Source organism: Clostridium formicaceticum (assembly GCF_001854185.1).
Lineage (GTDB): Bacteria > Bacillota > Clostridia > Peptostreptococcales > Natronincolaceae > Andreesenella > Andreesenella formicacetica.
In genome coordinates this window covers 1,957,013-1,983,886 of record NZ_CP017603.1, presented here as the reverse complement: position 1 = coordinate 1,983,886, position 26,874 = coordinate 1,957,013, and the positions used below count along the sequence as shown (strand labels likewise).

The following is a 26,874-nucleotide window of genomic DNA, read 5'->3' as shown; positions in this document are numbered from 1 at the left end:
TACCTCCCTATTTACCAAGACCTAAACTTGGAGCTTTTTTGATTAATTCTGAAACTGTTTTTATATGGAATGTTGTAATGTCTCCAGTAGCACGGTCTAATCCCACAAATCCATATTTTTGTCCATCTATAAATCTTACATAGCCATTTAGCTCTGGTACATAAGTACCGTTTTTAATGATAAAGTTTGCATCATTTAAATAATTACTAGTTGTGTATGAACTCTCACCTAACGCTTTTTGTATTTCTGCACCATGCTTTCCAAAATGCGAATCAAGTAATTCTTGATTCTTAAATGTATTACTCCCCCCCCTTTAGGTGTAAACCTAATAAGGATAAAAATAGTGGTGGTAACCGTTAACAATTAACACCATTTTATCATACTGCAATATTTTCTGGAAGTGCAGGAGGGTTATATTCTGTTTTGTTCTTCATCATGCCATATATCACAACTACTAATACTCTCATTAAACATACCAATGCCTGTACCTTTGTTTTTCCTTCTTTCAGCTTCTTTTGATAATATGCATAGGATACAGGATTTCTAGGTTTTCCACTTCCTTTTGCTGTTTGTATATGTTGCCATGCTAAAACGTAGAACAAGCCAAATAATGTCCTATCTCCTTGCTTGCTACTTTGTTCCTTACCTTTTCCTGCTGAACTAAATTTAACAGGGGCTATGCCTGCATATCTGGCGAGTTTGTCGGGACTGGTGAATCTATGAATATCTCCTATTTGTGCAATTAATGAGGAGGCTGTTACAGTATTTATTCCTGGCATACTCTCTAGCTTGTAGTCCAGCACCTTTAATATTTCCTTTAGTTCCTTTTCTATAGCCTGTATTTCCTGTTTTTTAAACTTAATATCTCTTACTATGCTTCTGACAATTACATTTCTAGAATCTTGATAACCTCTCTTTGTATCTCCGTCTGCTTTTACTGTATCTAGTATCTTTTGTGCTTTATTGGTGGAGCAGGCATTATGACTATGTTTTCTAAGAAATTCTGCTAAATCTTCTGGTGTAATATTATCTAATAAATATGGAGCTGGGTACTGCTCCCAGAACTCTAATGCTGTTTTTCCATCTACTACTGCAAATAATTTCTTGTAGCTGGGGTAATGACAGCTTAATTGTTCATGTAACTGATTGGCTAGACTTGTCATTGCTTTTACTAAGGCTGAACGTCTGTTTACAAGCTGTCCTATTGTCCAATAAATGTCTTGGGGGTTTGCATCTGGTAATCTATCTAATCTTCTTAATAGTACACTGGCAACGCAAAATGCATCATAGTTATCATTTTTCTGTGTTGTGGGGGCACTCTTTCTTTCTGCATAAGATAAAGCGGAATTAACTTCTTTTACTATTTGTTTGTTTTCTAATAGGTAGACAGCTAAGGATCGACCATAGCCTTTAACATCTTCTAAGCCAAAAACAGGAGTCAAGCCTTTACAATGCTTTTTTACTTTTTTTAGTACATCAGGATAAATAGAAGGTCTTGCTTCAAAGGTTATTTCCTCTAAAATATCTTCCCAGCAATTAATAATAACTGCTGTATGGCTGTGTTTATGTGTATCTACACCTATATAAATATAATTTTGTTTCTTATGCATAAAAACTTCACTCCTATCTTTCTACAACCAATGTAAGAATACAGCATCCTCAGTTTCAAGCAATAAGTTCTCTATTAGAAAACTCTGCAAGGGGGCGACAGCTAATTCATTCTTCTCATGGTATGTAGGTTATTAGTCCATATATATTTAATAATTTTAAAATATTCTAAAGGTTATAGTGTGCTAAACATTAGCAATATCAGTATTTTTTTACTCTCCTTCTATGGCAACAAGCTTTATTAATAGCTGACCTGCTTTTTCTTCTACAATAATTTTTTTACCGTACCGAAACCCCAGTTTTTCTAACCATTTTCCTTGTAATCTGATTTGGGGTACTTCACTATCATTGGCGGTTACACTAAATACGGTTAATAATCTTACTTTCATGGATTTTTCCTCCTTGTGGGGTAATCTAAGTTCTAAAAAATACTATCTTTCTTTGCCATATTTTCTGTTATTACTCCCTACCTTCGTACTTTTTTACCAGCTTATAGAAGGTGGCTTTTTTCAAATTAAGCTTTCTAAATGTTTCTACTGCTGTTGCTTTTCCCTGTTTCCATATGCTGTAGTAATAGTCCCATTCTGGTGGGTATTCTATTGCAGGGCGACCGAATTTTACTCCTTTTCTTTTTGCTATCAATATTCCCTCTGCTTGTCTTGTTTTTATACGTGACCTTTCTTCTTCTGCAAAGTAGCTTAATAGCTGTAATACAATGTCTGTAATAAGATTTTCTAAGCCGGAGACATTTTTATATTTGGTAGTGTCTAGTAGGGGCATATCCATTACGATAATGTCAGCACCTATTTCTTTTGTGATATTTCTCCATTCCTCTAATATCTGCTCTTTATTTCTGCCGAAGCGGTCTAAAGCTTTGATATAGAGCTTGTCTCCTTGTCTTAAATAGCTTTTAAGGGCTTGATACATAGGTCTTTCAAAATCCTTGCCTGATTGTTTGTCTATAAATATGTCTCGTTCATTAATACTTATAGCCAGCATTTCATTAACCTGTCTATCTACGTTCTGGTCTTTACTGCTTACCCTGACATAGCCAAAAGCCTTTGTTTGCATATCATTCACCTACCTATACCTGATCTTTAAGTATATTATATGATTGACCGCTTACAAAGGTCGACCTGAAAATGCCAACGTTTGAAAAGTTGATTTGAGGGTTTTATATACCCGAAAACAATAGCATTTTCAGCCGTTTATAAAGGTAAACAATTATGTGCACCTGCTCCTATTCATCTTGTATCTCATTGCCTCTACATTTGAATTTTACGTCCTTTACAAGTTCTTCGAACTTCTCTGGATTTACTTTGTACCTATTTGCCTCACCTGTTATTTTCTTTTTCTCTATCAACTCATGTTCACATAGCATTGTTACGATGTCTCTAACCCTTCTTACTGGCAGACTAATTTCCTCAGCAATACATTTTGAACTAATATAAAAAGAGCCGTCATTTTGTAGTTTATTGATGCTTTCATAGTAGCAGCCTGAAGATACAATTTGTCCATAAACATCTGCCATATCACTATAGGTTTTGTTAGTATGACTTTTGCAGCAGTTATCTCTGAAGTATTTCCTTAGTGCTTTGTTGCTGAACACTGCCCCCCCTAACTCCGTAATCTGTCTCATTGCTTTTTGCCAATTTCTTGAACTTGTTTTATTTTCTTTACACTCTGACATTTTTGAATCCTCCCTTAATATAATTTACAAATGTACCTACTGTTTTAATAGTTACTGGTCACATGTAAAAAACTACATATGCATACTGGTCAAGTAAACACTAGTCACATGTAAAAAATTACATGTGCGTACTGTTTAGTTCTGCATATAGGAATGCTATTTTCATGTATAGCTAGTGCTATCCTTAGCTATAGGGTAATGCTTACTTTAGTACACAAATAATAAATACTTAAGAAAAAAATTAAGAAAAAAATTAAGAAAAATGAAGATGGCCATCTTTCATCAAAACTAAAAACTGCTAAAGCTTTTCATCACTATAAAGCAAGACACCTCCGCTACAAAAATCTTTCTAAAATTATTTAACCTGTGCTATACATTTCATCACTTCCTTTCCACAAATTTGAACTAATTGATTGCCTTCTGGTTTATATACAAAAAAGTGGTTCAAAAACTATAGTAAACAATAAAAATATTTAAAGAAGTTTTTACCATTTATTTTTTTAAAACGATTAAAGCATAAAGCATTAGGAAGTAATAAAAAGTTAAAGATAAAAAGATATAACAGCTTGCAAACAGGAATTTTTTAGCTGTATTTATGTGCTAACTATCCTAAAATTTTTTAGTCATAGTTTAAAGAATTATATCAGACTATTCCTACTAGAATACTAAACTTTTCCTCGCTTTTAAAACCAGTTAACATAAAATCGGATACTAGAGGACTTATTGGATGCATCATTAATGAATTCGCAAAAAAAAGCCACCCCTGTATGAAAAATATTCCATACCAAGGGTGGCAAAATATATAGTATATACACTTTTACTGTTCCCATTAATTAAAGAAGTGATTGCAAAGTAACTGGAACACAGGACTTCAACCATGCTTGAGGAAGGTAAAAAACCGCCCCATCAAAATCAAATCTTCTTAGTTTTAAAATATACTATATAGCTATATATACATACAAACATAGAAATAGAGTTGACTTGATGGGGCTTATTATTTTTTCATATATTGTGCAGAGCTTACCTTAGTATATTATTACCCCACTAACCTGTAAAAAGCTTGTTATACGGCGCTTTAAACACGTTAAAAGGTTATAATATTTTATGGTTCTTAGAAGTTACTTCGATAGCGGTAATTGTTTGTTAAATTTTTATGCAATAGAATTTTAGCAGGCTTTAGCGACCTTACTGGACGTAAGTACAATGTTTTTTTCTAAATCAAAAGTCCATTCTCTACAATTACGTATAGAATTAATAGCTATACTTTTAGAAAAAACTCATCTAAAAATTCGCCTAATATATTGTATTCTATCTCATAAGCATACTCTGAATAACCACTATCAGGATTAATAAAATCAAATACTATCCTAAATGATGGGTTTTCTCCTAAGCATTTATTTATTATTAAATATGTTTTACTGTATTCAATAACAAAGTTATTTAACTCATGTCTTTTTGAGGAATCTTCGAAAACTTCTGCTAAAAAATTGTTCTCACTATCAGCCACTATGTTTTTAATATACTCTCGAGATTTTTCTTTTAAGTTATCAAAACCATAGTTTGTATTAAAAGCATCTTGTATATCTTTCATACTCATCATACTCATGCTCACCTACTTTTTCATTAATAGATCAAATATTAGCTCACCAGCATCATTTATGTACCCATAAACCCTAGTATGACCACCTGCTGTTGGTACTTTGATCTTATAAGTATACTCAATTCCGTTTTTAGTAATCATTTCATTTTTAGTTAATTCAATTATACCTGAAGTTCCTTCTCTTCTTGGAGCTAAGCCTTTGTCCATAGCATTTTGAAATTTTTTATCAAGCCCCATTCTTTTCAATTCTTTCGTTACTTTGCTATCTATGCTCCTGTTATCTGGTAATCTAGAATTACTCCCCCCCTTATCAAACTTATTAGGATCTAGATTAGAGCTTCCTCCTCCATCACTACCTACTAAGTCTTTAAGCTTTTCTGTAACATTTTTAGCAGTATTCTTTACTCCTTCAACAACTTGAGGTCCATGCTGAACAATCCAGTTCCCTGCTTCTTGTAATCCCTGTGCTAGTTCAGGTCCATAGGTAGATACTAAATTTTGTAATGAATCCAAGGCTTCTGGTGCATATTCTAATATAATTGATATAGGTTCATTCCCGCTTTTATCTATGAATATCAGTGGATTATTCAAGCAATAAACATACTGATTCATACTCATGGGATTCGTCAGCTGTCCCTCATAACTATCCTTTGTAATAAATCTGCCTATAAATGGGTCGTAGTATCTTGCTCTTAGATAATAAAGTCCACTTTCATCATCGTAGTATTCTCCGGCATATCTTATAGGGTTATTGATTTGTTCCTGTTTTTGGATGATATTACCCCACTCGTCATATTCATAGGAATTTACTACTACTCCATTTTGATTTATAACCTGCACTACATCCCCATGACCGTTGTAGATATAATAATAGTACTGGTTATTGATTATTCTGGCAAGTGGTTTGTGGCCCCAGACAACCTGTGCTGTTACACTGCTGCTGCTATTTGCTTCGGATAGGGTTCTTCCCATATTATCATAATAATATTTGGTTGTTCCCTGAGATGTTGTTTTTTCTGCCCTTAGCCCATCCAGATTATATTTATAGGTGCCTAAAATAGTTGTGCCGTCAATCTTTATTTGAGTCAGTTGGTTGAGTACATTGTATTGAAAATCATGCTTGTTATTTCCCTGTAGATCATTATAATAAAATTCTGGTACATAACCGCTTAGTTGGGTTCTATTCCCTCGGGCATCATATGCATAGTGGGTTACTTGGTCAGTTCCTGCCATTTCCAGCCGATTTAATGTATCGTATTGATAAAGTTTTGTTTGACCATTGGCTGTAACAGACTGGATATTGCTATTGCCATCATATTGGTAGCTGTAATGATTTGTCCCACTTCCGGCTGCATTGGATAGGGATGTTAACCTGTTTGTATCATCGTATGTAAAGGTGCTATTTCCTATGGCATTGGGATATTTTAAAGACTTAATCATTCCATCTTGGTAATAGTCATAGTCAAAAGTCTTGCTGCCATTGATTGTTAATAGATCCAATCGATTTCTGGAATCATAGGTATAGGTAATGGTTAGTCCATATGGATCAATGAGCTTGCTTCTATTTCCATTATTGTCGTATTCATAGGTAACATATTTATTGTCTGGTTGTGTTTCTTTCTTCAAAGCGCTGTTGGGGTAATATTCATATACAGTGGTTCCTCTTGCGTCAGTAGCAGTTAATTTGTTCTGTGTATAAAGTTGGCTGTAATTAAAAGTTTTTTGACTTTCTACACTACTATCTTTCTTATAACATGTTTGTGTTAGAGGTCTGTTTCTTTTATCATAGGTGTTGACAAGTTTTTGCCCCATTTTGTCTATTTTTTGCAGAAGATTTCCAACTTTATCATAGGTATAATATTCCGTCTTTCCTAAAGGATCTATTGTTTTTATTAGTCTTCCCAGATCATCATACTCTTTTTGCGTGATAATTTGTCTATTTAATTGTCCTGTATTGTCATATTCTAGGACTAAGATCTTAATTAAATTATTAAGGTTATCATATTGATAGCTTACTTCTTCATTCTTAGGGTTGGTTACTTTTATAAGCCTACCTAAGGTATCATAAGTAAATCTGGTTACATTTCCCTTCGGGTCCTTTCGACTTTTCAGGTTACCTGTTAAATCATATTCATAATGGTTTCTATATATGGTATTGCTATTGGGCTTTACTTCTTCCATAATCAGATTGCCTACATTGTCGTATTGAAATAAATGCTGGGCACCTTCTTCATTGATCTCTATCCTCTTGTTTTCTTTATCTTTGTACTGTATCTGTTTCTTGCTTATATCAGGATTGATGATTTTTGTTACTCGGTTGAAAAGATCGTATTCAAATTTTGTCATATTCCCTTTGGCATCTTTTGTCCAATCTATACGACTTAATGTATCATAGTGATTTTCTTCAAGTGTCAGCCACTGTCCGTTTTTCGTCTCCTGTTTCTTTATAAGTCTGCCTAATCCATCATAAAGATTTCGAACTTGATGATTATTTTCCAAGGTGGCTGTAACTATGTTTTGAATGTCATCAAAGGCTATTAGGATCTTACTGTTGTCGGGATTACTAACCTGAGTAACCCTTCCAATATTGTCATATTGAAAAGCTGTTGTGTTTAAGTTTCCGTCTGTCAGTGTCAACAATCTTCCTGTATTAAAGTCATAAGTCATATTTTCTACAGCAGTTTGTTGATTTCCTTGATAGTCCTTGTATTTAGATGTCTTTTTTGTTAGATAGCCGGATCGGTATATAGAGCTGTATTCATAGCTTTCTTCAATAAAAGTTCCATCGGGTTTTTGGATTTTTTTAGTAATAGGGTTTCCATACTGATCATAAGTAAAGTAGGTGGTAATTGACTTATCAACCCCATTATCTATATTATGCTGCTTAGTCCAATTAACATTTCCGTTTGAGGAATTAATATTATATTCTGTTTTTCTCCATCTAGTACTGTCGATTTGGATCTCTTGTGACGTTAGCTGATGGAATTTGTTCTCATATTGATAATTGGTTATTTGTCCTCTTTCGTTGGTGTGCCGCAGCAGGTCTCCATGATCATTATACTGCCAGGTTTTCTGTTTTGTTAGGGATGTGCCGTCGGCATCGTAAAGCTTTGTGATTTGGCTGCTTAGTAGAGTATTTTTGAAGTAACTGTAACTTTCATCTTCTAGCAAGATATTATTTTTTCTTATAGTCCGATGTGTATTTAAATTTTCACTATTGAAGGTGTATCTTGTTTCTTTGTTTTCTGTATTTTTCACTGTGGTATGGTAATCCTCATACTGTGTATAATCTCCTTCATAAGTATAGGTTTCCTGGTTGTAGGTAAGACCATTTTGTTTGTCTTCCCTTGTTTTAATTCGATAGTATTCTAGCTTTGTTCTTGCAGAACCAATTTTGCCGTTGCTATTCTTTTCATAAATATAGCTGCTGGTGGCTCCTGTAGGATAAGTCACCTTGGTTAGGTTTGCAAAGTAATTGGTTTTTTCTGACCAAAGAAAATCAGGATCTGTTGAAAAGTTGAATTTACCTGAAGCAATTGTATAGTCAAATATAGTTTCTCTGTTCATTTGATCTTTAATTTTCTTTAGGACAAATTCATTTTCGTCGTTTAAGGTATACTGAGGTAAGTATTCAAAAGTTAGTTCTATATTTAAATTATCTGGTCCTTTGAAGGTTACTTTTTTTTCACCTCCATTTTGATAGTAGGTAATATTGATTTCTCTATCTAGTGTATCTTTAATCTTTGTTAAAAGGTTATTGGTATAATAATAATAGATTCTATTTCCATATCTATCTTCTTCTCCAATGGCTTTGCCGCTTGAATTAAAATACACTTTTTTTCCATCTTTGTAAATTAGCGCATGGGTCGAGCTTGATTGTCCATTTGAAAAGGTTCCAGGGTTTTTCCTTAGTTCTAAGCCCTTTAAGAGATATCGTGGGATGTAGTAATCATAACCTAAGTTATATTCACTATAGTCAAATGCTCGGTAAACCCTGCCATTTCCTAGGTGTAAAAGCATAACGTCCATTAATTCTTCATGTATAATAATATCTCCATATTCATCTGTGTGGGGGAGGTACCTTGTGGTTATGTATTGTTCTATGGAGGGGAGATTAAGTGACCATCCAACCCCAAGATTGAACTGTTTTTCTATGTATGTATCTGAAGAAACATAATTTCTATAGCCCTCATATTTATTGAGTAGTTGATAATAGATTGGATGCTCAGGTCTATAGCCCATCCTTTGAAGCCATTCAGGTGTCTAGATGGATATATACTGATTCATTTCATAAATGCTAGCAGTATTGGAATTATAATTTAAGTTAATATTTACATCCAGCCCGTTTCTACCTGGTAATTTGAAAAGCTGTGTTTCAAATTCTACACTGCCTGTGGAAGTATTAATGAATTCGTTGTTATATTGTCTATAATTGTATGCTGGATTGATATACTTTGGATAGTACTGCTGCCCCCGTGAATCTGTTGAAAAGGTAGTCATCATGCTTTGGATGTGGTTTCCTTCTTCATTAGGGTTAAGTGAGCCTTCCAGGTTAGTGCTAGATAAGATGGTTTCCGCTGGTTTTATTCTTTGCTTCTTTTCTTGTTCAAACTTTTCGTAAATCTCCTGCCATGTTAAGTTTTTCTTTTCTTTATTTTCAACCAGTTTTTCAAGGTCAACTGGATACCAGCGCTGCATTTCCTCTACTAGATACATCTCAATTTCGTTACAATCCTCTATTATCGTATAAAAAAGTAGTTTCTTATCTATATCACTTTTTCTATTTTCAATATCTTCAACTAGTTCACTTGGATTGGCATCAACTGTTTCTGACATAATATAGGCATTTCTTATTTCCCCTACTCCGTATCCCTTTGTAAAAAGGTCTTTTATATTTTGGAATTTTTCTTCTGTTGATTGTTCTTCTTCAAAAAATGTTTTAAAGCCTTGTAGCAGTTTCACTAGTTCTATCTCTTGATTCTTAGGATATTTAGTTATAAGCCTTGTTGCTTGTTCTATTGTAAAATCCAGTTCTTTTACTAGAACAACGATTTCTATTGATTCAAGAAGTCCGAAGCCTTTTTCTTCTAGTAAAATCATGGTTTCCTGTTCTACTTGGTAATAGGTTAGGATCAGTAGCTGTTCTTCTTCTGTTAGGGAAGAGAACTTGTCTACTGTAGTGATAAGGTGAAGAATGGTTTCTTCATGAATCCCATATACTGATTGTGTTACGGTTAAGTGTTGATTTTTTCCTATAGGTAATTTAGGTTTTTCTTGATTATATACAGATTCTGTTACAGTTGACTGTTTGCCGATAGCTTTTGTGATGTTTTGTCCAAAGGCTGTTAAAAGAAACAGGTTTATAATACATATCAGTATTAATATGGGTTTATATTTATTTTTCAAGTTGAATCCCCCTTCTAAATAGTGTTTTCCCATCGTTTGTTGCTTTCTTATTTTCAATTATTTTAATCGTATTAATAAATTTTATTAAGCTCTAAAGAACTAATAATACAGGACTTTATTCAGTTTTTTGTCTTTGTTATTAAGTTTCCGTTATTATCATATTCATAGGAATACAAAGTCTCTCCTGTAGGGAGTTTAATCTTGACTAATTGTCCTAGTTCATTATATTCATAAAGATAGGTGGTTATTTCATTGATTTTATATGGTCCATAATAGCCCTTTATTTCTCCTTTGAATGTGTTCACTGCTTTATAGTGTAAATACCAAATTCCATCATTGCTCTGTGTTACCGCTCCTGTATAGGGTTGCCATACAATTGATTCACTTGTACTGTTACTCTCTGTTTGGAGTTCCCATTCAATTGCTTCACCTGCACTTTTACTCCATGCATATTGAAGAGTTAATAGATGGCCGATTTTATCTCCATGGTAGATAAGATTAACTGTAACGTCTGTTTTATCCCAATCCCGTTGTCCTGGTGTAGCAATTATTGAACCTGAACCAGGATATATCACAGCTTTTACAATAGAAGTATTAAAGAATGAAAATAACAGCAACCAACTTAATATGAACATGCATGTACATTTAATATAATAACTTTTTTTCCTTTCAAGTTAATTCCTCCCTAAATTTAATATTTCTAAAACTATATACTACCTTATAAATATCTCTTAAGCATTCCTCCTAGTTATTGAAGTAAATTTTATTTATCATCTTGTCTATATTATTTATTATAAAATTATGGATACAGCTCAGTCCGCTAAAAATAGCGATAATAAAATTTTTACAGATTTTTTTAGCTGCATAAATAATCCGCCTCGTATAGCCTTAATATTTTTGAAGTTTATTACTTATGTGCAATGCAATTTAGGACGCATTTTAAAACTGATTCTGTTCTGAACAAAAAATTTCCCCTCTTTATTTTAGATTCGATATTTTATATTCGATATTAATATGTAAAATCCTTCTATTTTTTCTATTATTTTCATAATATTGTAATTTTCTCATTTGTAAAACAAAACATTCCTTTTATAAGTAATAAAGTGATTTTTAGAAGCACAGGGACGGCAGGCTGCGCTAAAAGTCCAATAATTGGATAAGGCAATTTTGATAATGTATGCATAAAATCGCCTATAATAGTAGTAAGGATGGTGATATTATGAGATATATAGAAGGTATTCATAGGAAAAGCAAAATTGCCTTTCCAGAATATATAGATGACTACATTACAGAAGATAACCCCGTAAGGATCATAGATGCTTTCGTTGAAACATTAGATATAGGTGAAATAGGATTTAAAAATGCAGTGCCCAAAAAGAAAGGGAGACCTGGATATAATCCCAAAGACCTGCTGAAACTGTATCTTTATGGCTATATGAACAAAATTACTTCATCAAGAAAATTAGAAAAACAGGCCCAAACGAATATAGAGCTAATGTGGCTCTTAAGAAGATTAACACCCGATGACAGGTCCATATGCGAGTTTAGAAAAAACAATAAAAATGCCATAAATCAAATGTTTAAACACTTCGTATCTTTATTAAATGAATGGGATCTTTTCGGTAAGGAAGTAGTAGCTGTAGACGGTTCTAAGTTTAGGGCCTGTAACTCCAAGAAAAATAATTTTAATACTAAAACCTTAAATCGCAAGATCAAGTACCTAGAAGAAAAAATACAAAAATATATGGAAGAAATGGAAGAAAATGATAAAAATCAATTGAAGACCCATAAACCAACTAAGGAAGAAATTCAAGCAAAGATTAAAGAATTGAAAGAACGAAAAAAGAAGTATGAAGGATATAAAGAAGAAATAGAAAAAAGCGATATAAAAGAAATATCAACAACAGATCCTGAATCAAGATTAATGGCAGTAAACAACAATGGTATTGATGTATGTTACAATGTTCAAACTGTGGTGGATAGCAAGCATAAGTTAGTGGTAGACTGTAATGTCATAAATAATCCAACAGATCATGGTATGTTAAGTAAAATGGCTGGCAATGCAAAAGAAATATTTGATGTAGAAGAACTGAAGGCTCTGGCTGATAAAGGTTATTACAATGCAACGGACTTGAAAAAATGCGAAGAAAAAGATATCATAGCTTATGTTTCAAAACAAGTCTTTCCAAACTCCGCAGGAGAAGCCGATTTTTATCCAGACAAATTTCAATATGATAAAGAAGAGAATGTTTATATTTGTCCTAAAGGAGAAAAACTTTATTCTAGAAAACAAAAGCCTATTGATGAAAATACAAAAGAAATAGTATACCGAAACTTTGAGGTATGTGGGAAATGTGACTTTAAGGATAAATGTACAAAGGATAAAAGAGGTAGACGGGTAAGGAGGCCTATAGGTCAAGACTTTTTAGATAGGGTAGACCAAAGAACAGCAGAAAATAAAGAGCTTTATAGACAAAGGCAAATGATCGTAGAACATCCCTTTGGAACGATAAAGAGGGGATTAGGTATGACGTATTTTCTGACAAAAGGTATACAGTCAGTAAAAGCGGAGATTTCTTTTGCTTTTTTAGCCTATAATATGAAACGAGCAATAAATATATTAGGAGTAAAGGAAATAATCAAGAGGATAACAGGCAAAAAAGTATTTGTTAGCCTCCGGTTTTACAAATATACTATATTCCTTGAAAATATTAGTTGATTTAGTATGAAAAGCATAAAAAGTGCTATGGAATAATGATCCATTTTTGCGAGGTCTGACGTCCCTTTGCTTCCCTTTGCTTCCCTTGAAAAACCGAGAATACCTCAGTTTCCCCATCTTTCATTATAGAACTACTACTTTTGTACTTCCTAAAGCTCTGTTATTCCCTGCTTTATCATATCCATATATATGAACTATATATTCTCCTGTTTCGTTATTATGATCACCTATATTGATAGTTACTCCCCATTTTCCATTTCCTAGGTATGTTCCTTCGTGCCATATTAAATCATTTTGACCATTTTTTACTGTCCATGTCGGAAATACAACTTTATCTATCGCACTTCCTGCATCTACTACGTTGTTTGCATATACCTTAAAGGCACTTCCTGTAGTTGGACTTCCGCTGTTGGTTATGCTGTCTGCTGTAGGTCCTTCTGTATCTAAATCAGCACTAGTTGTTCTAATCATATTCCCATTATCATCGTAGATATAGTTTATCTTATATTCATTGTAAGTTACTTCTATTAACCTGTTTGCATCATCGTACACGTATGTTGCTGCAAAACTATATCAAGACATATAGGTGAAAATAAATAGGAATATTACAATATGTTTAACACTCTTAATTTTTATCATTTTACACCTCCGGGTTTATTTTCATGTCTGATTTAGCAGGAGTCATTCATATGAGAAGTTCTCGGTTTTTCCAACACTGTTTCGTGAATGCAGCTTAGAATTACAAAAGGTAAAAGCAAATAGAATCAAAGGAAAGGTTCTTTTGCTTCCTTTCTATTCTATGCTTTAAATACCAAATTAGGTGAAATTCCTAAAATCCTTGCTAACTGTCGTTATGTCACTCCTTCTATTCCTTTAATAACCTCGCAATGAATTGTTCTTAATTATTATAAAAACCAAATTACCACAGCACACCCCTTTTTTCTTTGAGAATTTCTAAAACCCAAGGACAAAAAATCAGTTTTTCACTGATATTTTGTCCTTGTTTATGTTTGGTTATGTTCTACATCCGCCGCTCACTGATTCTACCTGACCAGTATTTTTTAATCTCATCAAGGACACTTTTACGATATCTCATACTTATTATTGTTGCATCTTTATCCCGAGGAGAAGCACCATATTTTGTAGAGAAATATATAAAGGTTGCTCCGCCTCTTAAACCCATGTAGGCTCTTGAAACATTTATTTCTTCTATATCACTCCAGGATATGAATATAGTCTTAAATGGTGTAATAGATTTAATCCCTTCATCGTCTATGTGGATTTTTCTTAAGAAACCATTAAATATCATGATGCTACACCAATACAACCAGAGTAATAATATTAGTACCGCTAAGATATCCATACCTACTAAAAATATAAATGACAACAGTATAATTAACGTCAAAATCATATAAGCTACTCCTGCTATTATCGTACCAGGTGTCACACTATTATATTTTTTCAATTTCTCCCTCCTTTAATCCATACAAACATCTATAGATTTAGTAATAGTAATAAGAGTAAGGATTTCTAAAGTAAGGTTGATAATAATTGTTAAAGGTATTATTAAAATAATTATTAGAGTAATTACTTATACTATTATAAGATCTATTTATATAGTAATCGCCAATAGCAGAGCTTGTGTTATAAAATGTAGTAAAAAATGTATCTGCTCTCAATTGTGAATTTGCAATTCTCATAGAAGAATTGAAAATGCCGTTCATAGTGTTGTATACACCTTGGTTATTCCCATACACAAGTGAGTTCGTTGCAGAAAGCGCAAATGAATTTTCAGCATATTTTGTTGTAATTTGAGTTAGTCCGTATCCGGTAGTCCCTGATAAGCCACCTGCTGCCACACCTACCCCAGCACTAATCCACATACTTCTTGTATCTAATGTTCTACTGATTGTGGATAAACTCTCACCTTGTCCCCACTTCCATCTATTTCCTATTTGGTCTATTGTATTGCCTGCATATCCCCCAAAACCCCCAAAAGCTGCACCACCTACCATTAATGCACCTAATGGGGCAGCGGCACCAAAGGTTACATAAGTGAGATCTATTCCTGCTCCTGCAATAGCACCACTAGCAAATCCTGAGATGATACCAGTTCCTATATCCTTTTTCTGTAATACTGCACTAATTCCACCTATAATAGCTCCACTCAAGCCTCCAATTATTGTAGCAATAAAATGTCCACTAGGGTCCTCGTAGATAAGGGGGTTATTCATACAATAGATGTATTGGTTCATACTAAGGGGGTTGGTAATCTCTCCTTCGTAGCTGTCCTTTGTAATAAATCTACCCGTGGTAGGGTCATAATATCTTGCTCTTAGGTAATATAGACCACTTTCTTCGTCAAAATATTCACCACAGTATTTAATTGGATTCTTTATTTGTTCCTGCTGATTAGTTATATTCCCCCATTCATCGTATTCATAGCTGTTTTTGATATTGCCGCCATCATCTACTACATAGATTACATCACCATGCCCATTGTAGATATAATAGTAGTAGTTGTTGTTAACTTTTCTAGCCAGCGGCTTGTGTCCCCAAATGACGTGAATAGAAGCATTTTCAATACTATCTACTTCTGCTATGACCTTTTTGTTATTATCGTAATAATATTCTGTTGAAACTTGCGGTCCGTTTTTCTTTACTCTTAGTCCTCTATAATCATAGGTGTAGTTATAAGAATGACCATTTGTTATAAACTGAGTGAGCTGATTCAACGAGTCGTATTTAAATTCTCCAGGAATGAAATTGGATAATTTTGTTAAATCTCCATCAACTTTTGTTCTATTGCCTCTAGCATCATACTCAAATATCCTTTCATAGTTTATTTCTCCATTATTACTATTTCTTATAGACGTCAGCCTGTTTAATTGATCATATCCATATACATCTTTTTTACTGCCCTCAATGATGGAAATAACATTGCTATTTCCATCATAATCATAGTTAAAGCTTTTACCTGTCGATCCAATTGTATTTTCAATGGCTGTTAACCTATTCATCTTATCATAACTAAATTCTGTTTTAATACTTGCATTTGGATATTTTAAGGATTTAATTGTTCCATCATTATAATATTCATAAGTAAATGTTTTGCTGCCTCCTATGATAATTTTATGCATTCTATTATTAGAATCATAGGTATACTCAGTCATTAGTCCCAATGGATCAGTGACTTTTCTTTTATTTCCATTACTGTCATACTCATAATGGGTATACTTGCCATTTGGTTGAGTATCACGCTTTAATTTTCCGTCTGGATAGTATTCAAGAGTTGTTGTACCTCTTTTATCAGCTATTGTAATAATATTTTGTGAATAATATTTGCTATAATCATATGAAACATTAATGTCTATAATGCCAGCAGCATTCTTGGACTGTTTTCTAGTCATTCGATTCATATTGTCATAGACAAATGTTGATTCCTGTTGTTCTTTGTCAATCTTCTTTATTATGTTGCCAGACTTATCATAAAGCATTACTTCATATTTGCCTAGTGGATCAGTAGCTTTAATAATCCTTCCTAATTCATCATACTCCTTTGTTGATATGATTTCTTTTGTTTGACGACCACTTGCATCATACTCATACATCATGATTCTTATCAATTGCCCTCGATTGTTATAAGCATATTTGGTCTTTTCATTTTTTGCATTGGTCACTTGTATTAGCCTACCTAAGTCGTCATAATCATACCTTGTCTCATTTCCTTTGGGATCTTTTTCATATACCGTATTCCCAAGATAATCAAATCTATATGTCTTAGTGTAGACGACACCTGACCTTGGCTTTACTTCTTCTTTTATGACATTGCCTAGTGCATCGTAATATAAAATATGTTCATCATTATCTTCATTGATCTCTATTTTCATTCTCTGTCCATCAAAATACTTTATCTGTTTATAGCCTCCATCTGGATTTGTTATTTTAATTATTCTGTTGAGCTTATCGTATTCCTGATAAGTTGTATGATTATTTGCATCTTTAAAATGCTCAAGCTGCCCTAGTTTGTTGTAATAATTTTCTTTAACAGTTATCCAAATACCATTTTTCAGTTCTTCTTGTTTTGTCAGTCTTCCGAGTCCATCATAGGTGTTTCTGATCTGATGATTGTTTTCAAGTGTTAGTGTTACGGTGTTGTTATTATCATTGTAGCTAATTGTTTTTTTAGAGTTATCTGGATTAACAAATTCAATCAATCTTCCAACAGCATCATATCTATTCCTTGTGATATTATTTCTTCCATCTGTTGTTGAAAGCTTTCTACCTGTGCTAAAATCATAAGTGTACTTTTCTTCAATAACTTGCTTGTTTCCTGCATAGTCTGTTACATTTATTGAGTATTTTGTTAAGTAGGCATTGCCATACTGAGAACTGTATTCATAATTCTCTATTATCATGCTGCCATCATTGTTGCTTGTTTTTATTTCCTTGATATTTCCATATTGATCATAATTGTAGTAAGCCATTATAGATTTATTTTGACCGTTTTCGTAATGAACTTGTTTTTTCCAGAGAACATTTCCTGTACTGGAATCTACTTGATATTCATTTTTAAGCTGCAAGTTATCATTAATTTTTTTACTTTCACTTGTCAATTGATGATGATTGTTTTCATAAGTAAAACTACTTCTGTTTCCAGCTGAATCATAAAATTCTAATACATCTCCATAGTCATTGTAATTCCAGTTCATTTGAAGACTAGATGAAGTACCTGAAGGATCATAGGAGATTGTATTTTCTTTTATTTTTAGTTTGTTAGCATTATATTCATTAGTTACTTTCTTAATTGTATTTTTTCCAATTTCTTTAAGTTCTTCTGATATCTTCAATCCTTTATTATTGAAAGTAAATACCCTCTGACAATTGTTTTCGTCTTGTATCATTGTAGTGTATGTAAATTCCGATGGTAAATTATTAGGTTCTTGATGAGTCGGATAGCCTGTATAATTTCCAGTGTAGGTATAGGCCTGTTTATCAAAACTTCTTCCTTTGTCTATATTTATACGTTCTTTTACTCTACGATAGGTAAAATATCCACGATACCCATAATTGCCAGTTGCATTTTCATATGTATATTTACTTTCTGCACCCGTAGGATATTTTATGGATGTCATACTAGCCAGATAATTTGTACTTTTACTGGTGTCACTGTTTATTGTAAAGTCTCCTTCAACAATCTCATAATTAAATACTGTTTCTCTCTTCTCTTGATCTATTATTTTCTTTAAAAAATATTTATTTGTGTGTCCTGGTAAATTCTCTAAATGTAATTCTACAGTACTGCTATCAGGTGTTGTTATAATTACCGTTCTACTGTCACCTATATCAGCAGAATAAGTAATATTTATGGTTCTTCCTACTGAGTCTATGATTTTAGTGATTACAGGATAATTATTAAGTATTGTATGTTGAAATTTGATAGTATTATTATATCTGTCAACAATACCTAGCAGTCTTCCATCATCAGCAAAATACTCTTTTAACCCATCTTTATGTATCAAAACATAAGCAGAGCTTTTCTGTCCATTATTAAAATTTCCACTATCTTCTTCTAACTTCAGATCCTTAAGCTTATAGTTTTCTAGATTTGAATCTTCAGTATTATTAGTAGTAATTTGAATTTTGTAGGTTTCTCCATTACTTAGGTGAAGATATTTTGTACCATTAAAATCATCAGCATTTACGAGAATTGTTTCTCCCCCTTTTCTTTCAATCTCAATAGAGGAAAAACCAAAATTCCAACCTGCGCCCACATTATTTCTTAATTCTGAATAAGTATTGCTTTGTAGGTTGTTGACATAGTAATAGTTTGTATTTACATAATGTGGCACAACATATCCACCGCTATAATAAGGGAGTTTCTTAGATTCATTGAACATGGTATCCCACTCTTTTCGTCGAATCGCCCAATATGCATCGTCAGAAGTATTAAAGGTACCAATATATTCTGATCCATTCCAAAAATAACATCCCCAATCTCCATAACTCTGATATACATATTTATTTGCATAAGCAGCATATACATAGACATCTTCACTTTTTTCCTCATAAATTGCTTTATTTAAACTTGCTTTTGAAGAATTATAACGTAGAATTAAATTTAAATCTAATCCATTTCTACCAGGGATACTTAAAAGAGAATTCTCGTATTTTAAAGCTCCTGTGTTTTCTTGAATATTTTCGTTACCATTTACTGAAAAATCAAACGGACTATTAAAATATTTGTCGAAATCTCTTTCTTCTGAAGTTTCTCCTATTGATAAAGTTGCAAAACTGTCCAAATCTTCTTCTATATCACTTTTAATATTTTTATTAATGAGATAACTTCTGATAATTTCATAAACTTGAGCTAAATCTAAATTGTTTTTCTGTACGTAATTTAAGAACTTTTCTGCATCAATATCATATATTTGAAATATGTTTTTAAGCATTTCTATTTCTTCTTGAGTATAATCTTCAGATAATAGTGATATCATATCCTCTAGCTTTTTGCTATTTATTTCTTTTATAAAGGATTCTATATTAGTACCTAGAGCGCTGGCTATTATAAAAGCTGGTCTAATTACCTCACCTTCATATCCGTGTAAAATAAGATGTTTAATACTACTTTGTTCTTCAATCGTAGGTTTATCCAATTCAATTATAAGCATATAGAATGCTATCGCTCCATACACTTTATTAATCTCTTTGTTATGAAGGACAAAGAGGTTTTGGATTTCTGCTTCTGTAAAATTGTATTTTGATGCAATATCTAGGATTATTATGGTTTCAAATATGGTATATCCCTTTCCAGCATAATTAAGAAATATTTCTTCTGCAATATTGAATACTTCACATAGCTTAGCCTTTTCTTCTTCTGTGATTTCAGTAAAATAAACAATCTCATCAAGTAATTTTTGTATATCTCCTTTATCTATACCATAAACTGCTTCAATAACGGTTGGTTTTGAAAATTCTTCATGGAATGAACCGTAGACTGTATCCGTAACACCTATTTTCAGTTTGCTTTTTTCATTTACAAAACTGGGAAAGCTAAAATTATGGTCTTCATACAATGGATTCACAGTTTCATCTATCATATCATTAAAAAATTTTTTTATTTTGGAATTACTATTTTCATCTATTTCCTCGTTTAAAAAAACTTGTAATTTTCCATTAGTTAAATGTTGATTAATTATGCTGTCTGATAACGCATAACTTCTTGTAGAGCAAACAGAAAAAGTTACTGTGTTAAATAATAATGTGAAAATTAAAGTCAGCACTAAATATTTGTTTTTCAAAATAATCCCCCTCTATCTAAATGTTCTAATTATTCCTTTGCAAGCAACTTATATACATTAGCAAAATTTTAGTATTTATTACGTCTTATTAAATTCCCCTTATCATCATACTCAAAATAAATTTCTTCACCTGATTCAAACCTTATATACTTGAGAAGACTTGAATCATTGTATTCATATTTAATAAAAGTATTCTTTTGGTAAAGGGTATAGCATTCCACTGTATCAAGAAAATTATAGTTATCTCCTTGTTGTCCTCCTATAACATAAATCTTATTGTCCACCATTGCTACCCCTGGTGCAATTCGGGCAATTTGCATGCTAGGTTTCTTTATCCATAAATCTTGAACAGGATCATACTCTTCAAATGAATCCGCTTCGCCATAATAAATATCTCCAGAGTGTATACCTCCTGCAACATATATTTTCCCGTTGGAAGCAGCTCCTGCATAAGCTCTTGGTCTTATCATGTTTGTTCTAGGTCTCCATGTATCGCTTATAGGATCATATTCTTCAACTGTATTTCTGAGACTACTACTAGTCATTCCACCAATTGCATAGATTTTGTTGTTTGTTGCTTCAACACCCAAGGCTGATCTTGCAGTTGGCATACTGGCTTTTTGAGACCATGAATTTTTTGCAGGATCATACACCTCTACTGTAGAAAGATCCCCTGAACTATTTTTTCCACCAATAGCATAGATTTTCCCATCTATCCGAATAACAGCTAAGTCCCTTCGTGCAGTTGGCATACTGGCTTTGGTCGTCCATAGATTTGTAATAGGATCATACTCTTCCACCTTGTTAGAATAACCGCTGTTGTTGTATCCACCAATAGCATAGATTTTTCCATTTGCCTGAGCAACGCCAAGATGTCCCCGTGCAGTTGGCATATTGGCTTTCACTGACCAGGTATTTGTTCTAGTATCATATACTTCAACTTTATTGTAATAATTCATATCGTAAGGATTATGACCTCCAATTGCATATATTAGATTACCTGCTGCTGCAACACCTAAATGACTCCGCCCAGTAGGCATGCTGGCTTTAAAAGACCATGGATTTGTTGCAATACTGTATTCTTCGACTTTATTATAGTCATTATCTACATTACATCCTCCAATTGCATATATCTTGTTATCAACGGTTACCGCACTAATGCTAAATCTTTTTGTTGGCATATTGGCTTTTCCTGTCCATGAATCTGTTGAAGGATCATATTCTTCCATTTTGTTATCGCCAAAATTAAGACCATCTCCACCAATTGTATAGATTTTTCCGTTGGCTTCAGTTATCCCAAACAAATATCTTCTCGTAGGCATATTAGCTCTATTTATCCAAGAATCTGAAAGTGGGTTATATTCTTGGACTATATTTAAAGCATCACCGTTACATCCACCAATAGCATAGACTTTTCCATTTGATACTGCTGCCCCCAGGCCATATCTTCCTGTCGGCATGGGCTTTTTCGTAGTCCAGATATTCGTTTGGGGATTGAACTCTTCAACTACATTTAAATAATTGACACTGCTATTTTGACCGCCCATGGCATAAATCCGATTGTTTGCTACAGTAGCAGCTAGATAACTTCTTCTTGTCGGCATAGAAGGCTTACTAGTCCAACTATTGTTAGCAGGGTTGTATTCTTCTACGATGTTTAAATACCCACTACTATTCCTTCCTCCAATAACATATATTTTTTCATTTACAACCCCTATACCAAAAAATCCCCGAGCCGTTGGCATATTTGCTTTTGTAGTCCATGTGTCTGTTACAGGGTCATATTCCTCTACTTTGTTTAAAAATGTATAACCATTACTTTCATCCATTCCTCCAATAGCATAAATTTTTCCATTTACCGCTGCGACCCCTAGACCATTCCGTGCTGTTGGCATGCCTGTTTTGGTTGTCCATCCTAAATCTAGTTCTTCTACTATACCAAATCGGTCACCATCTATATCTCCTCCCATTGCATAGATCTTGCTTCCTACTGTCGCTAATCCAAGCCCTGCTCTTGGAAGTGATAAGCTTGGCTTCCATGCCCAGCTGTTTAGAATAGGATCATACTCTTCAACTAAATTAGAATTGTCTATGTTCCAATATCCGCCTGCAACATATATCTTTCCATTTACTTCCGTTCCTGCCGGACTTCCTCCAGCTGTTTTTTTACTGGCTTTTGTTGCCCATGTGTTGGTTCTAGGATTGAATTCTTCCACTGTCTTAATTGGACCTGTATAAGTATAACCTCCGACAGCATAAATTGACTCATTTGCTGCTACCAGAGCTATTCCATCTCTTGCTGTAGGCATACTAGCTTTAGTGGTCCATGTATTTGTGACTGGGTTGTATTCTTCAACTTTATTTAAATAGCCACTACTATTCGATCCTCCAACGGCGTAAATTTTACCATTGACAACAGCTACTCCCAGATGACTTCTGGCAGTAGGCATATTGGCTTTTGTCGTCCAGGTGTTAGTGACTGGGTTATATTCTTCTACTTTATTTATATAACCTCCGTTATAGCCACCAATGGCATAAATCTTTCCATTAACAACCGCTACGTCTAAGCCATATCTGCCTGTAGGCATATTTGCCTTTGTTGTCCATCGATCTGTCTCTGGATCGTATTCTTCAACCTTGTTTATTCCTCCTAGCCCACCGATAGCATAAATTTTCCCATTTACAGCTGCAACTCCCAGGTTTGTCCTCGCTGTAGGCATATTGGTTTTTCTTTTCCACTGGTCTGTAGCAAACAAGCTATATCCTTGAGATTCTTGCAGGAAAGTTATGTCTTCATCCATTTGAATATCTATAATATCTATTAATGTGCTATTATGATGCCTATTATCAAATAACGCATAACCACAATTTATTTTATTTCCGCCAATGATTTTTTCATACAGACCAGTTATTTTATCTGATGAACGAATGATTGTTTCTTTTACTTCAATGGGACTTAAGCTGTTGTTATTAGCATAAATAAGTGCCGCTTTTCCAGAAACAAATGCTGCTGCCATAGATGTGCCGCTGCTATCAGCATAATCATTATTGGGTTTGGTACTGAAAATTTCTTCCCCTGGTGCAGTTACATGAACGGTATTCTTTCCATAATTTGAAAAAGGCGAAAGGTGACCATTCTTGTTAATAGATGCTACAGTAATGATGTTGGGCATTTGAAAAGAAGCAGGATATACAGGGGTATTATCTAAATCTATACTACTGTTACCAGCAGCAACAACAAAAAGTATATTTGACTTCTCCATTACTTCTTTTAAGGCTATATTTTCCTTGGTAGATCCCCAGCTGCAGTTGACTATTTTCGCCCCCATTGCTTCAGCATACTCAATAGCATTAATAATATCACTAGTATATGCTGAGCCGTTTTTGAATACTTTCAGAGGCATAATTTTAGCTTTTGGTGCTACACCAACAATGCCATTTTCATTTCCTCCTACAGCGGCGATAATGCCAGCAATATGAGTTCCATGCCATTCATCAAAAGCTAAGTCTTTGCTATGTACTTGATTATTATTATCACTAAAGTTCCATCCGTAAATATCGTCAATGTATCCGTTTTCGTCATCATCCATTCTACTAGCGGTTTCCTCTATATTTATCCAAATGTTGTCTGCAAGATCTTCATGAGTAATATCTATCCCTGTATCCAATACCGCTACAATAATTTCCTCTCCTTTTGACTGTTTCCATGCTTCAAAAACATTTGCATGAACTGGATAATTATCTGCAAATTGATTGCTTAACTCTTCAAAAGGCCTTCCGGTTTTAATAGATAGTCTTTGTAGTTCTACTTCTGTTTTTGGTTTTTGAAAAAGTCCCCATTGCCGATCAAGGTATGGATCGTTGATTTCATATGTCCTTGTGTAATTAGCTGCTTGATAATCTAAAATAGGAGATGTGCCGTCAGCTTCCGGTATTTGTAGAGGGTTTTCATCGATCTGATCCAACGGTTCTGTGAAAGTTGGATTTTCTTCACTTTCAAGAGTGCCTTCTGAGGCGGTAGTCAGCTGGTAGTCAGGTTGGATATATTCTATAGAAAAGTCAGCTTTTTTCTTTTTTATTATTTCTAAAAAGTCTTTTGTCTTTAATTTATCTTTCGTAGTAATGACTTCAAAGTTCTTGTTTTTGGTCTTCTTTATTTCCTGAATATCATTTTTTAATGTAGCAACAAATTGATTTCTTTCTTTACTGTCTTTATACTTAACAATGAATCTGTCGGTAATAAAGTCGTCTGTTTCTTGCAAGAATCTGTAATCTGAATAAACACTGTCTGTAACCTTTTCCCTTTTTATACTTTCTAATTCATCTTCTTGGACACTTTTATTTTTTGATGCTTGAAAATTTAAAGTTAATTCATTTAAATCAAGATGTTCGCTACTAGCTTTTACAGGCTGGCAGCTTAATGATACTATAAAACAAACCGTTAAGAATAGCGACAATGAAACTTTTACAGATTTTTTTAGCTGCATAAATAATCCTCCTCTTTCAATTTTAATAGTTTTCAAGCTTACTACTCACTATTTCACCTCCAAGCTTAAATTTGAAATAAAAAAAACCGAGATGTGGTAACTTACCATTCCCGGCAAAAACTTTTTTCGAGAGGTTCCTTTCCACAATGGGAGGCAAAACCGTTTCCAGTTTCACCCTATCGGTCCAAAAACCATTGTCGTAAACTTTAGGCCGTTGGACTCAGAACAACTTTAAATTATCATTATCAAACTTTATTTTTAGATTCGATGTAAATATGAAAAATCCTTCTATTTTTTACATTTTTTGTATATATTTTGTAATTTTTTCTTTTGTAAAACAAAAAACATCTGCATACTGAACCGACCCCCAAAAGTTAGACCTAAAAATCTAACAATTGGAGGTCGGTTTTTTGTGGCAAAATATGATTATGAATTTAAGAAAAAAGTTGTAAATGCATACATGAATGGTGAAGGAGGAAAACAGTTTTTAGCCAATAAGTATGGTGTAAAATCTTCTCGAGATATCATGAAATGGGTAAATGCTTTTAAATCGTTTGGTGATGAAGGCTTAATGCGTTCCAGAAAAAACGAAACATATACTTTCGAATTTAAACTTCATGTGGTAGAGTTATATTTATCAACAGAGGTCTCTTATCAGGAGTTGGCTCTATCAGTTGGCATAAACAATCCACCATTAATTACTAAGTGGGTAAATGATTTTAGAATTGCTGGTCCTGATGCTCTACGACCCAAACGAAAGGGGCGACGTTCCAAAGTGTCTAAGCTAAAGGAAAGCAAATCTACAAATATCGAAACTACTACAAGCAATAATTCAGAGTATTTAAAACAACTTGAAGATGAAAATCTCAAGTTAAGAATAGAGAATGCCTATTTAAAAGAACTGAGGAGGCTGCGTTTAGAGGGGGAAACTCTTCTGAAAAGACCGCGAGAATCATCCACAGCCTCCGAGGAGACTTCAAACTAAAAGATATTCTCGCATATACAGGTTTTCCTAAAGCAACATATATGTACTGGCAAAAACGCTTTGATAGAGAAAATCCAAATGAGGGTCTTGAGCAAAGCATCCTGGAAATTAGAAAAGAAAACAAAGATTTCGGCTATCGTAGGATTTATGGAGAATTAAGAAAACAGGGACTCATTGTAAACAAGAAACGTGTTCAACGAATTGTTCAGAAGCTTGGTCTTCAAGTTTCTTCGTTTACCAGAAAAAGTCGTAAATACCGTTCTTATAAAGGCAAGGTGGGTAAGGTTGCTCCTAATAGAATTCACAGGAGGTTTGAAACTCATATTCCACACCAAAAGATTACAACAGATACCTCTGAATTTAAATATTATGATATAGATGACAAAGGACGAATGATCATCAAGAAACTATATTTAGATCCATTTATGGATATGTGCAATAGAGAAATAATTAGTTATGGTATTTCACAACGACCATCTGCTGAAAACATAATGAATGCTTTAAATGAAGCCATAAAAATTACAAGCGATTGTAAATACAGGCGAACATTTCATTCAGATCAAGGGTGGGCTTACCAGATGAAGGCTTATAGTTACAAACTGAAAGAAAATAAAATCTTCCAAAGTATGTCCAGGAAAGGAAACTGCCATGATAATTCAGTAATGGAAAACTTCTTTGGAATTATGAAACAAGAGATGTATTATGGTGTGGTTTATTATAGCTATGAAGAACTGAAAGAGACAATAGATAAATACATAAAGTATTATAACGAAAAACGAATTAAAGAAAAACTAGGATGGATGAGTCCTGTAGAAAAGAATAGGCAGTGTAAATAATTTTGTGTATTCTCTTTCTAAGTACAATAACTTAAGTAACTTTAAGATTTGATTTAAATGCTGATTTTTGTCGATGAGTAATTTGTCAAATTAGTTCTGCTGTATAAATTACCCATTTAAAGCTAAGAATATACATTGTTTTTCCTAATAACAGGGTAGGGCTATGCTGAGGAGCAACCTGAGGGGTTATTAGGATTCTTTACAGGAACGGGTAGTCTAGTGGACTTCCCGTTTTCTTCGTT

The 26,874-nt window shown here is 33.5% G+C and carries 15 protein-coding genes and 1 riboswitch; of the genes, 3 read left to right on the top strand and 12 right to left on the bottom strand.

The features are described 5' to 3' along the window. Positions 1-377 precede the first annotated feature (377 nt). The 8 genes from BJL90_RS08985 to BJL90_RS08955 form a co-directional block, all read right to left on the bottom strand. On the bottom strand, positions 378-1,610 hold the full coding sequence (locus BJL90_RS08985; RefSeq protein ID WP_070966815.1) for an IS110 family RNA-guided transposase: 1,233 nt from the start codon (positions 1,608-1,610) through the stop codon (positions 378-380). Positions 1,611-1,820: 210 nt separating this feature from the next. Continuing rightward, complete coding sequence (locus BJL90_RS21435; protein WP_081561916.1) at positions 1,821-1,997, bottom strand: SymE family type I addiction module toxin; 177 nt, start codon at positions 1,995-1,997, stop codon at positions 1,821-1,823. Positions 1,998-2,067: 70 nt separating this feature from the next. Then, positions 2,068-2,679, bottom strand: coding sequence for a recombinase family protein (locus BJL90_RS08980; RefSeq protein ID WP_070966812.1), 612 nt, complete (start codon positions 2,677-2,679; stop codon positions 2,068-2,070). A gap of 169 nt (positions 2,680-2,848) precedes the next feature. Beyond that, positions 2,849-3,298 (bottom strand): hypothetical protein, encoded by a 450-nt coding sequence (locus BJL90_RS22320; protein WP_070966809.1) that lies wholly within the window; start codon positions 3,296-3,298, stop codon positions 2,849-2,851. Between the two features lie 1,258 nt (positions 3,299-4,556). Then, positions 4,557-4,898 carry a hypothetical protein gene (locus tag BJL90_RS08970; RefSeq protein ID WP_070966807.1) on the bottom strand — a complete coding sequence of 114 codons (342 nt, stop codon included), beginning with the start codon at positions 4,896-4,898 and terminating at the stop codon, positions 4,557-4,559. 12 nt (positions 4,899-4,910) lie between these two features. Beyond that, positions 4,911-9,140 (bottom strand): RHS repeat-associated core domain-containing protein, encoded by a 4,230-nt coding sequence (locus tag BJL90_RS08965; RefSeq protein WP_070966804.1) that lies wholly within the window; start codon positions 9,138-9,140, stop codon positions 4,911-4,913. Positions 9,141-9,161: 21 nt separating this feature from the next. After that, the gene (locus tag BJL90_RS08960) at positions 9,162-10,304 is read right to left on the bottom strand and encodes a hypothetical protein (RefSeq protein WP_070966801.1); all 1,143 of its coding nucleotides are present in this window, start codon (positions 10,302-10,304) and stop codon (positions 9,162-9,164) included. A gap of 119 nt (positions 10,305-10,423) precedes the next feature. After that, entirely contained in the window at positions 10,424-10,939 is a 516-nt protein-coding gene (locus BJL90_RS08955) for an RHS repeat domain-containing protein (RefSeq protein ID WP_070966797.1), read from the bottom strand. Positions 10,940-11,523: 584 nt separating this feature from the next. On the opposite strand from BJL90_RS08955, the gene BJL90_RS08950 reads away from it, so the two are divergent. Beyond that, the gene (locus BJL90_RS08950; RefSeq protein WP_070966794.1) at positions 11,524-13,023 is read left to right on the top strand and encodes an IS1182 family transposase; all 1,500 of its coding nucleotides are present in this window, start codon (positions 11,524-11,526) and stop codon (positions 13,021-13,023) included. Positions 13,024-13,146: 123 nt separating this feature from the next. Here BJL90_RS08950 and BJL90_RS08945 read toward each other — a convergent pair whose 3' ends face one another. The 4 genes from BJL90_RS08945 to BJL90_RS08930 all read right to left on the bottom strand — a co-directional run bounded on the left by BJL90_RS08945 (position 13,147) and on the right by BJL90_RS08930 (position 24,811). Next, positions 13,147-13,575: a GBS Bsp-like repeat-containing protein gene (locus BJL90_RS08945; protein ID WP_070966791.1), complete on the bottom strand. Its 429-nt coding sequence runs from the start codon at positions 13,573-13,575 to the stop codon at positions 13,147-13,149. A 469-nt stretch (positions 13,576-14,044) separates the two neighbouring features. Continuing rightward, the gene (locus BJL90_RS08940; protein WP_070966788.1) at positions 14,045-14,488 is read right to left on the bottom strand and encodes a hypothetical protein; all 444 of its coding nucleotides are present in this window, start codon (positions 14,486-14,488) and stop codon (positions 14,045-14,047) included. Between the two features lie 37 nt (positions 14,489-14,525). Further along, positions 14,526-20,324 (bottom strand): RHS repeat domain-containing protein, encoded by a 5,799-nt coding sequence (locus BJL90_RS08935; RefSeq protein WP_070966785.1) that lies wholly within the window; start codon positions 20,322-20,324, stop codon positions 14,526-14,528. A gap of 68 nt (positions 20,325-20,392) precedes the next feature. Next, positions 20,393-24,811, bottom strand: coding sequence for a Kelch repeat-containing protein (locus tag BJL90_RS08930; RefSeq protein WP_070966782.1), 4,419 nt, complete (start codon positions 24,809-24,811; stop codon positions 20,393-20,395). A 118-nt stretch (positions 24,812-24,929) separates the two neighbouring features. After that, positions 24,930-25,049: riboswitch (molybdenum cofactor riboswitch) on the bottom strand. Between the two features lie 174 nt (positions 25,050-25,223). Between BJL90_RS08930 and BJL90_RS23270 the strand changes: the two genes are divergently transcribed. Together BJL90_RS23270 and BJL90_RS23265 are read left to right on the top strand one after the other, a co-directional pair. Then, complete coding sequence (locus BJL90_RS23270; protein WP_070966774.1) at positions 25,224-25,796, top strand: helix-turn-helix domain-containing protein; 573 nt, start codon at positions 25,224-25,226, stop codon at positions 25,794-25,796. Continuing rightward, entirely contained in the window at positions 25,763-26,632 is an 870-nt protein-coding gene (locus tag BJL90_RS23265; RefSeq protein ID WP_418219428.1) for an IS3 family transposase, read from the top strand. Before BJL90_RS23270 ends, BJL90_RS23265 begins: the two co-directional genes overlap by 34 nt. The last annotated feature ends 242 nt before the right edge of the window (positions 26,633-26,874 follow it).

Excerpts from the sequence above, each read along its gene's own strand:
- BJL90_RS08985 (WP_070966815.1), bottom strand. The coding sequence starts at position 1,610 with ATGCATAAGAAACAAAATTATATTTATATAGGTGTAGATACACATAAA.
- BJL90_RS21435 (WP_081561916.1), bottom strand. The coding sequence starts at position 1,997 with ATGAAAGTAAGATTATTAACCGTATTTAGTGTAACCGCCAATGATAGT.
- BJL90_RS08965 (WP_070966804.1), bottom strand. The coding sequence starts at position 9,140 with ATGGGCTATAGACCTGAGCATCCAATCTATTATCAACTACTCAATAAA.
- BJL90_RS08970 (WP_070966807.1), bottom strand. The coding sequence starts at position 4,898 with ATGATGAGTATGAAAGATATACAAGATGCTTTTAATACAAACTATGGT.
- BJL90_RS08980 (WP_070966812.1), bottom strand. The coding sequence starts at position 2,679 with ATGCAAACAAAGGCTTTTGGCTATGTCAGGGTAAGCAGTAAAGACCAG.
- BJL90_RS08950 (WP_070966794.1), top strand. The coding sequence starts at position 11,524 with ATGAGATATATAGAAGGTATTCATAGGAAAAGCAAAATTGCCTTTCCA.
- BJL90_RS08930 (WP_070966782.1), bottom strand. The coding sequence starts at position 24,811 with ATGCAGCTAAAAAAATCTGTAAAAGTTTCATTGTCGCTATTCTTAACG.
- BJL90_RS08955 (WP_070966797.1), bottom strand. The coding sequence starts at position 10,939 with ATGTTCATATTAAGTTGGTTGCTGTTATTTTCATTCTTTAATACTTCT.
- BJL90_RS22320 (WP_070966809.1), bottom strand. The coding sequence starts at position 3,298 with ATGTCAGAGTGTAAAGAAAATAAAACAAGTTCAAGAAATTGGCAAAAA.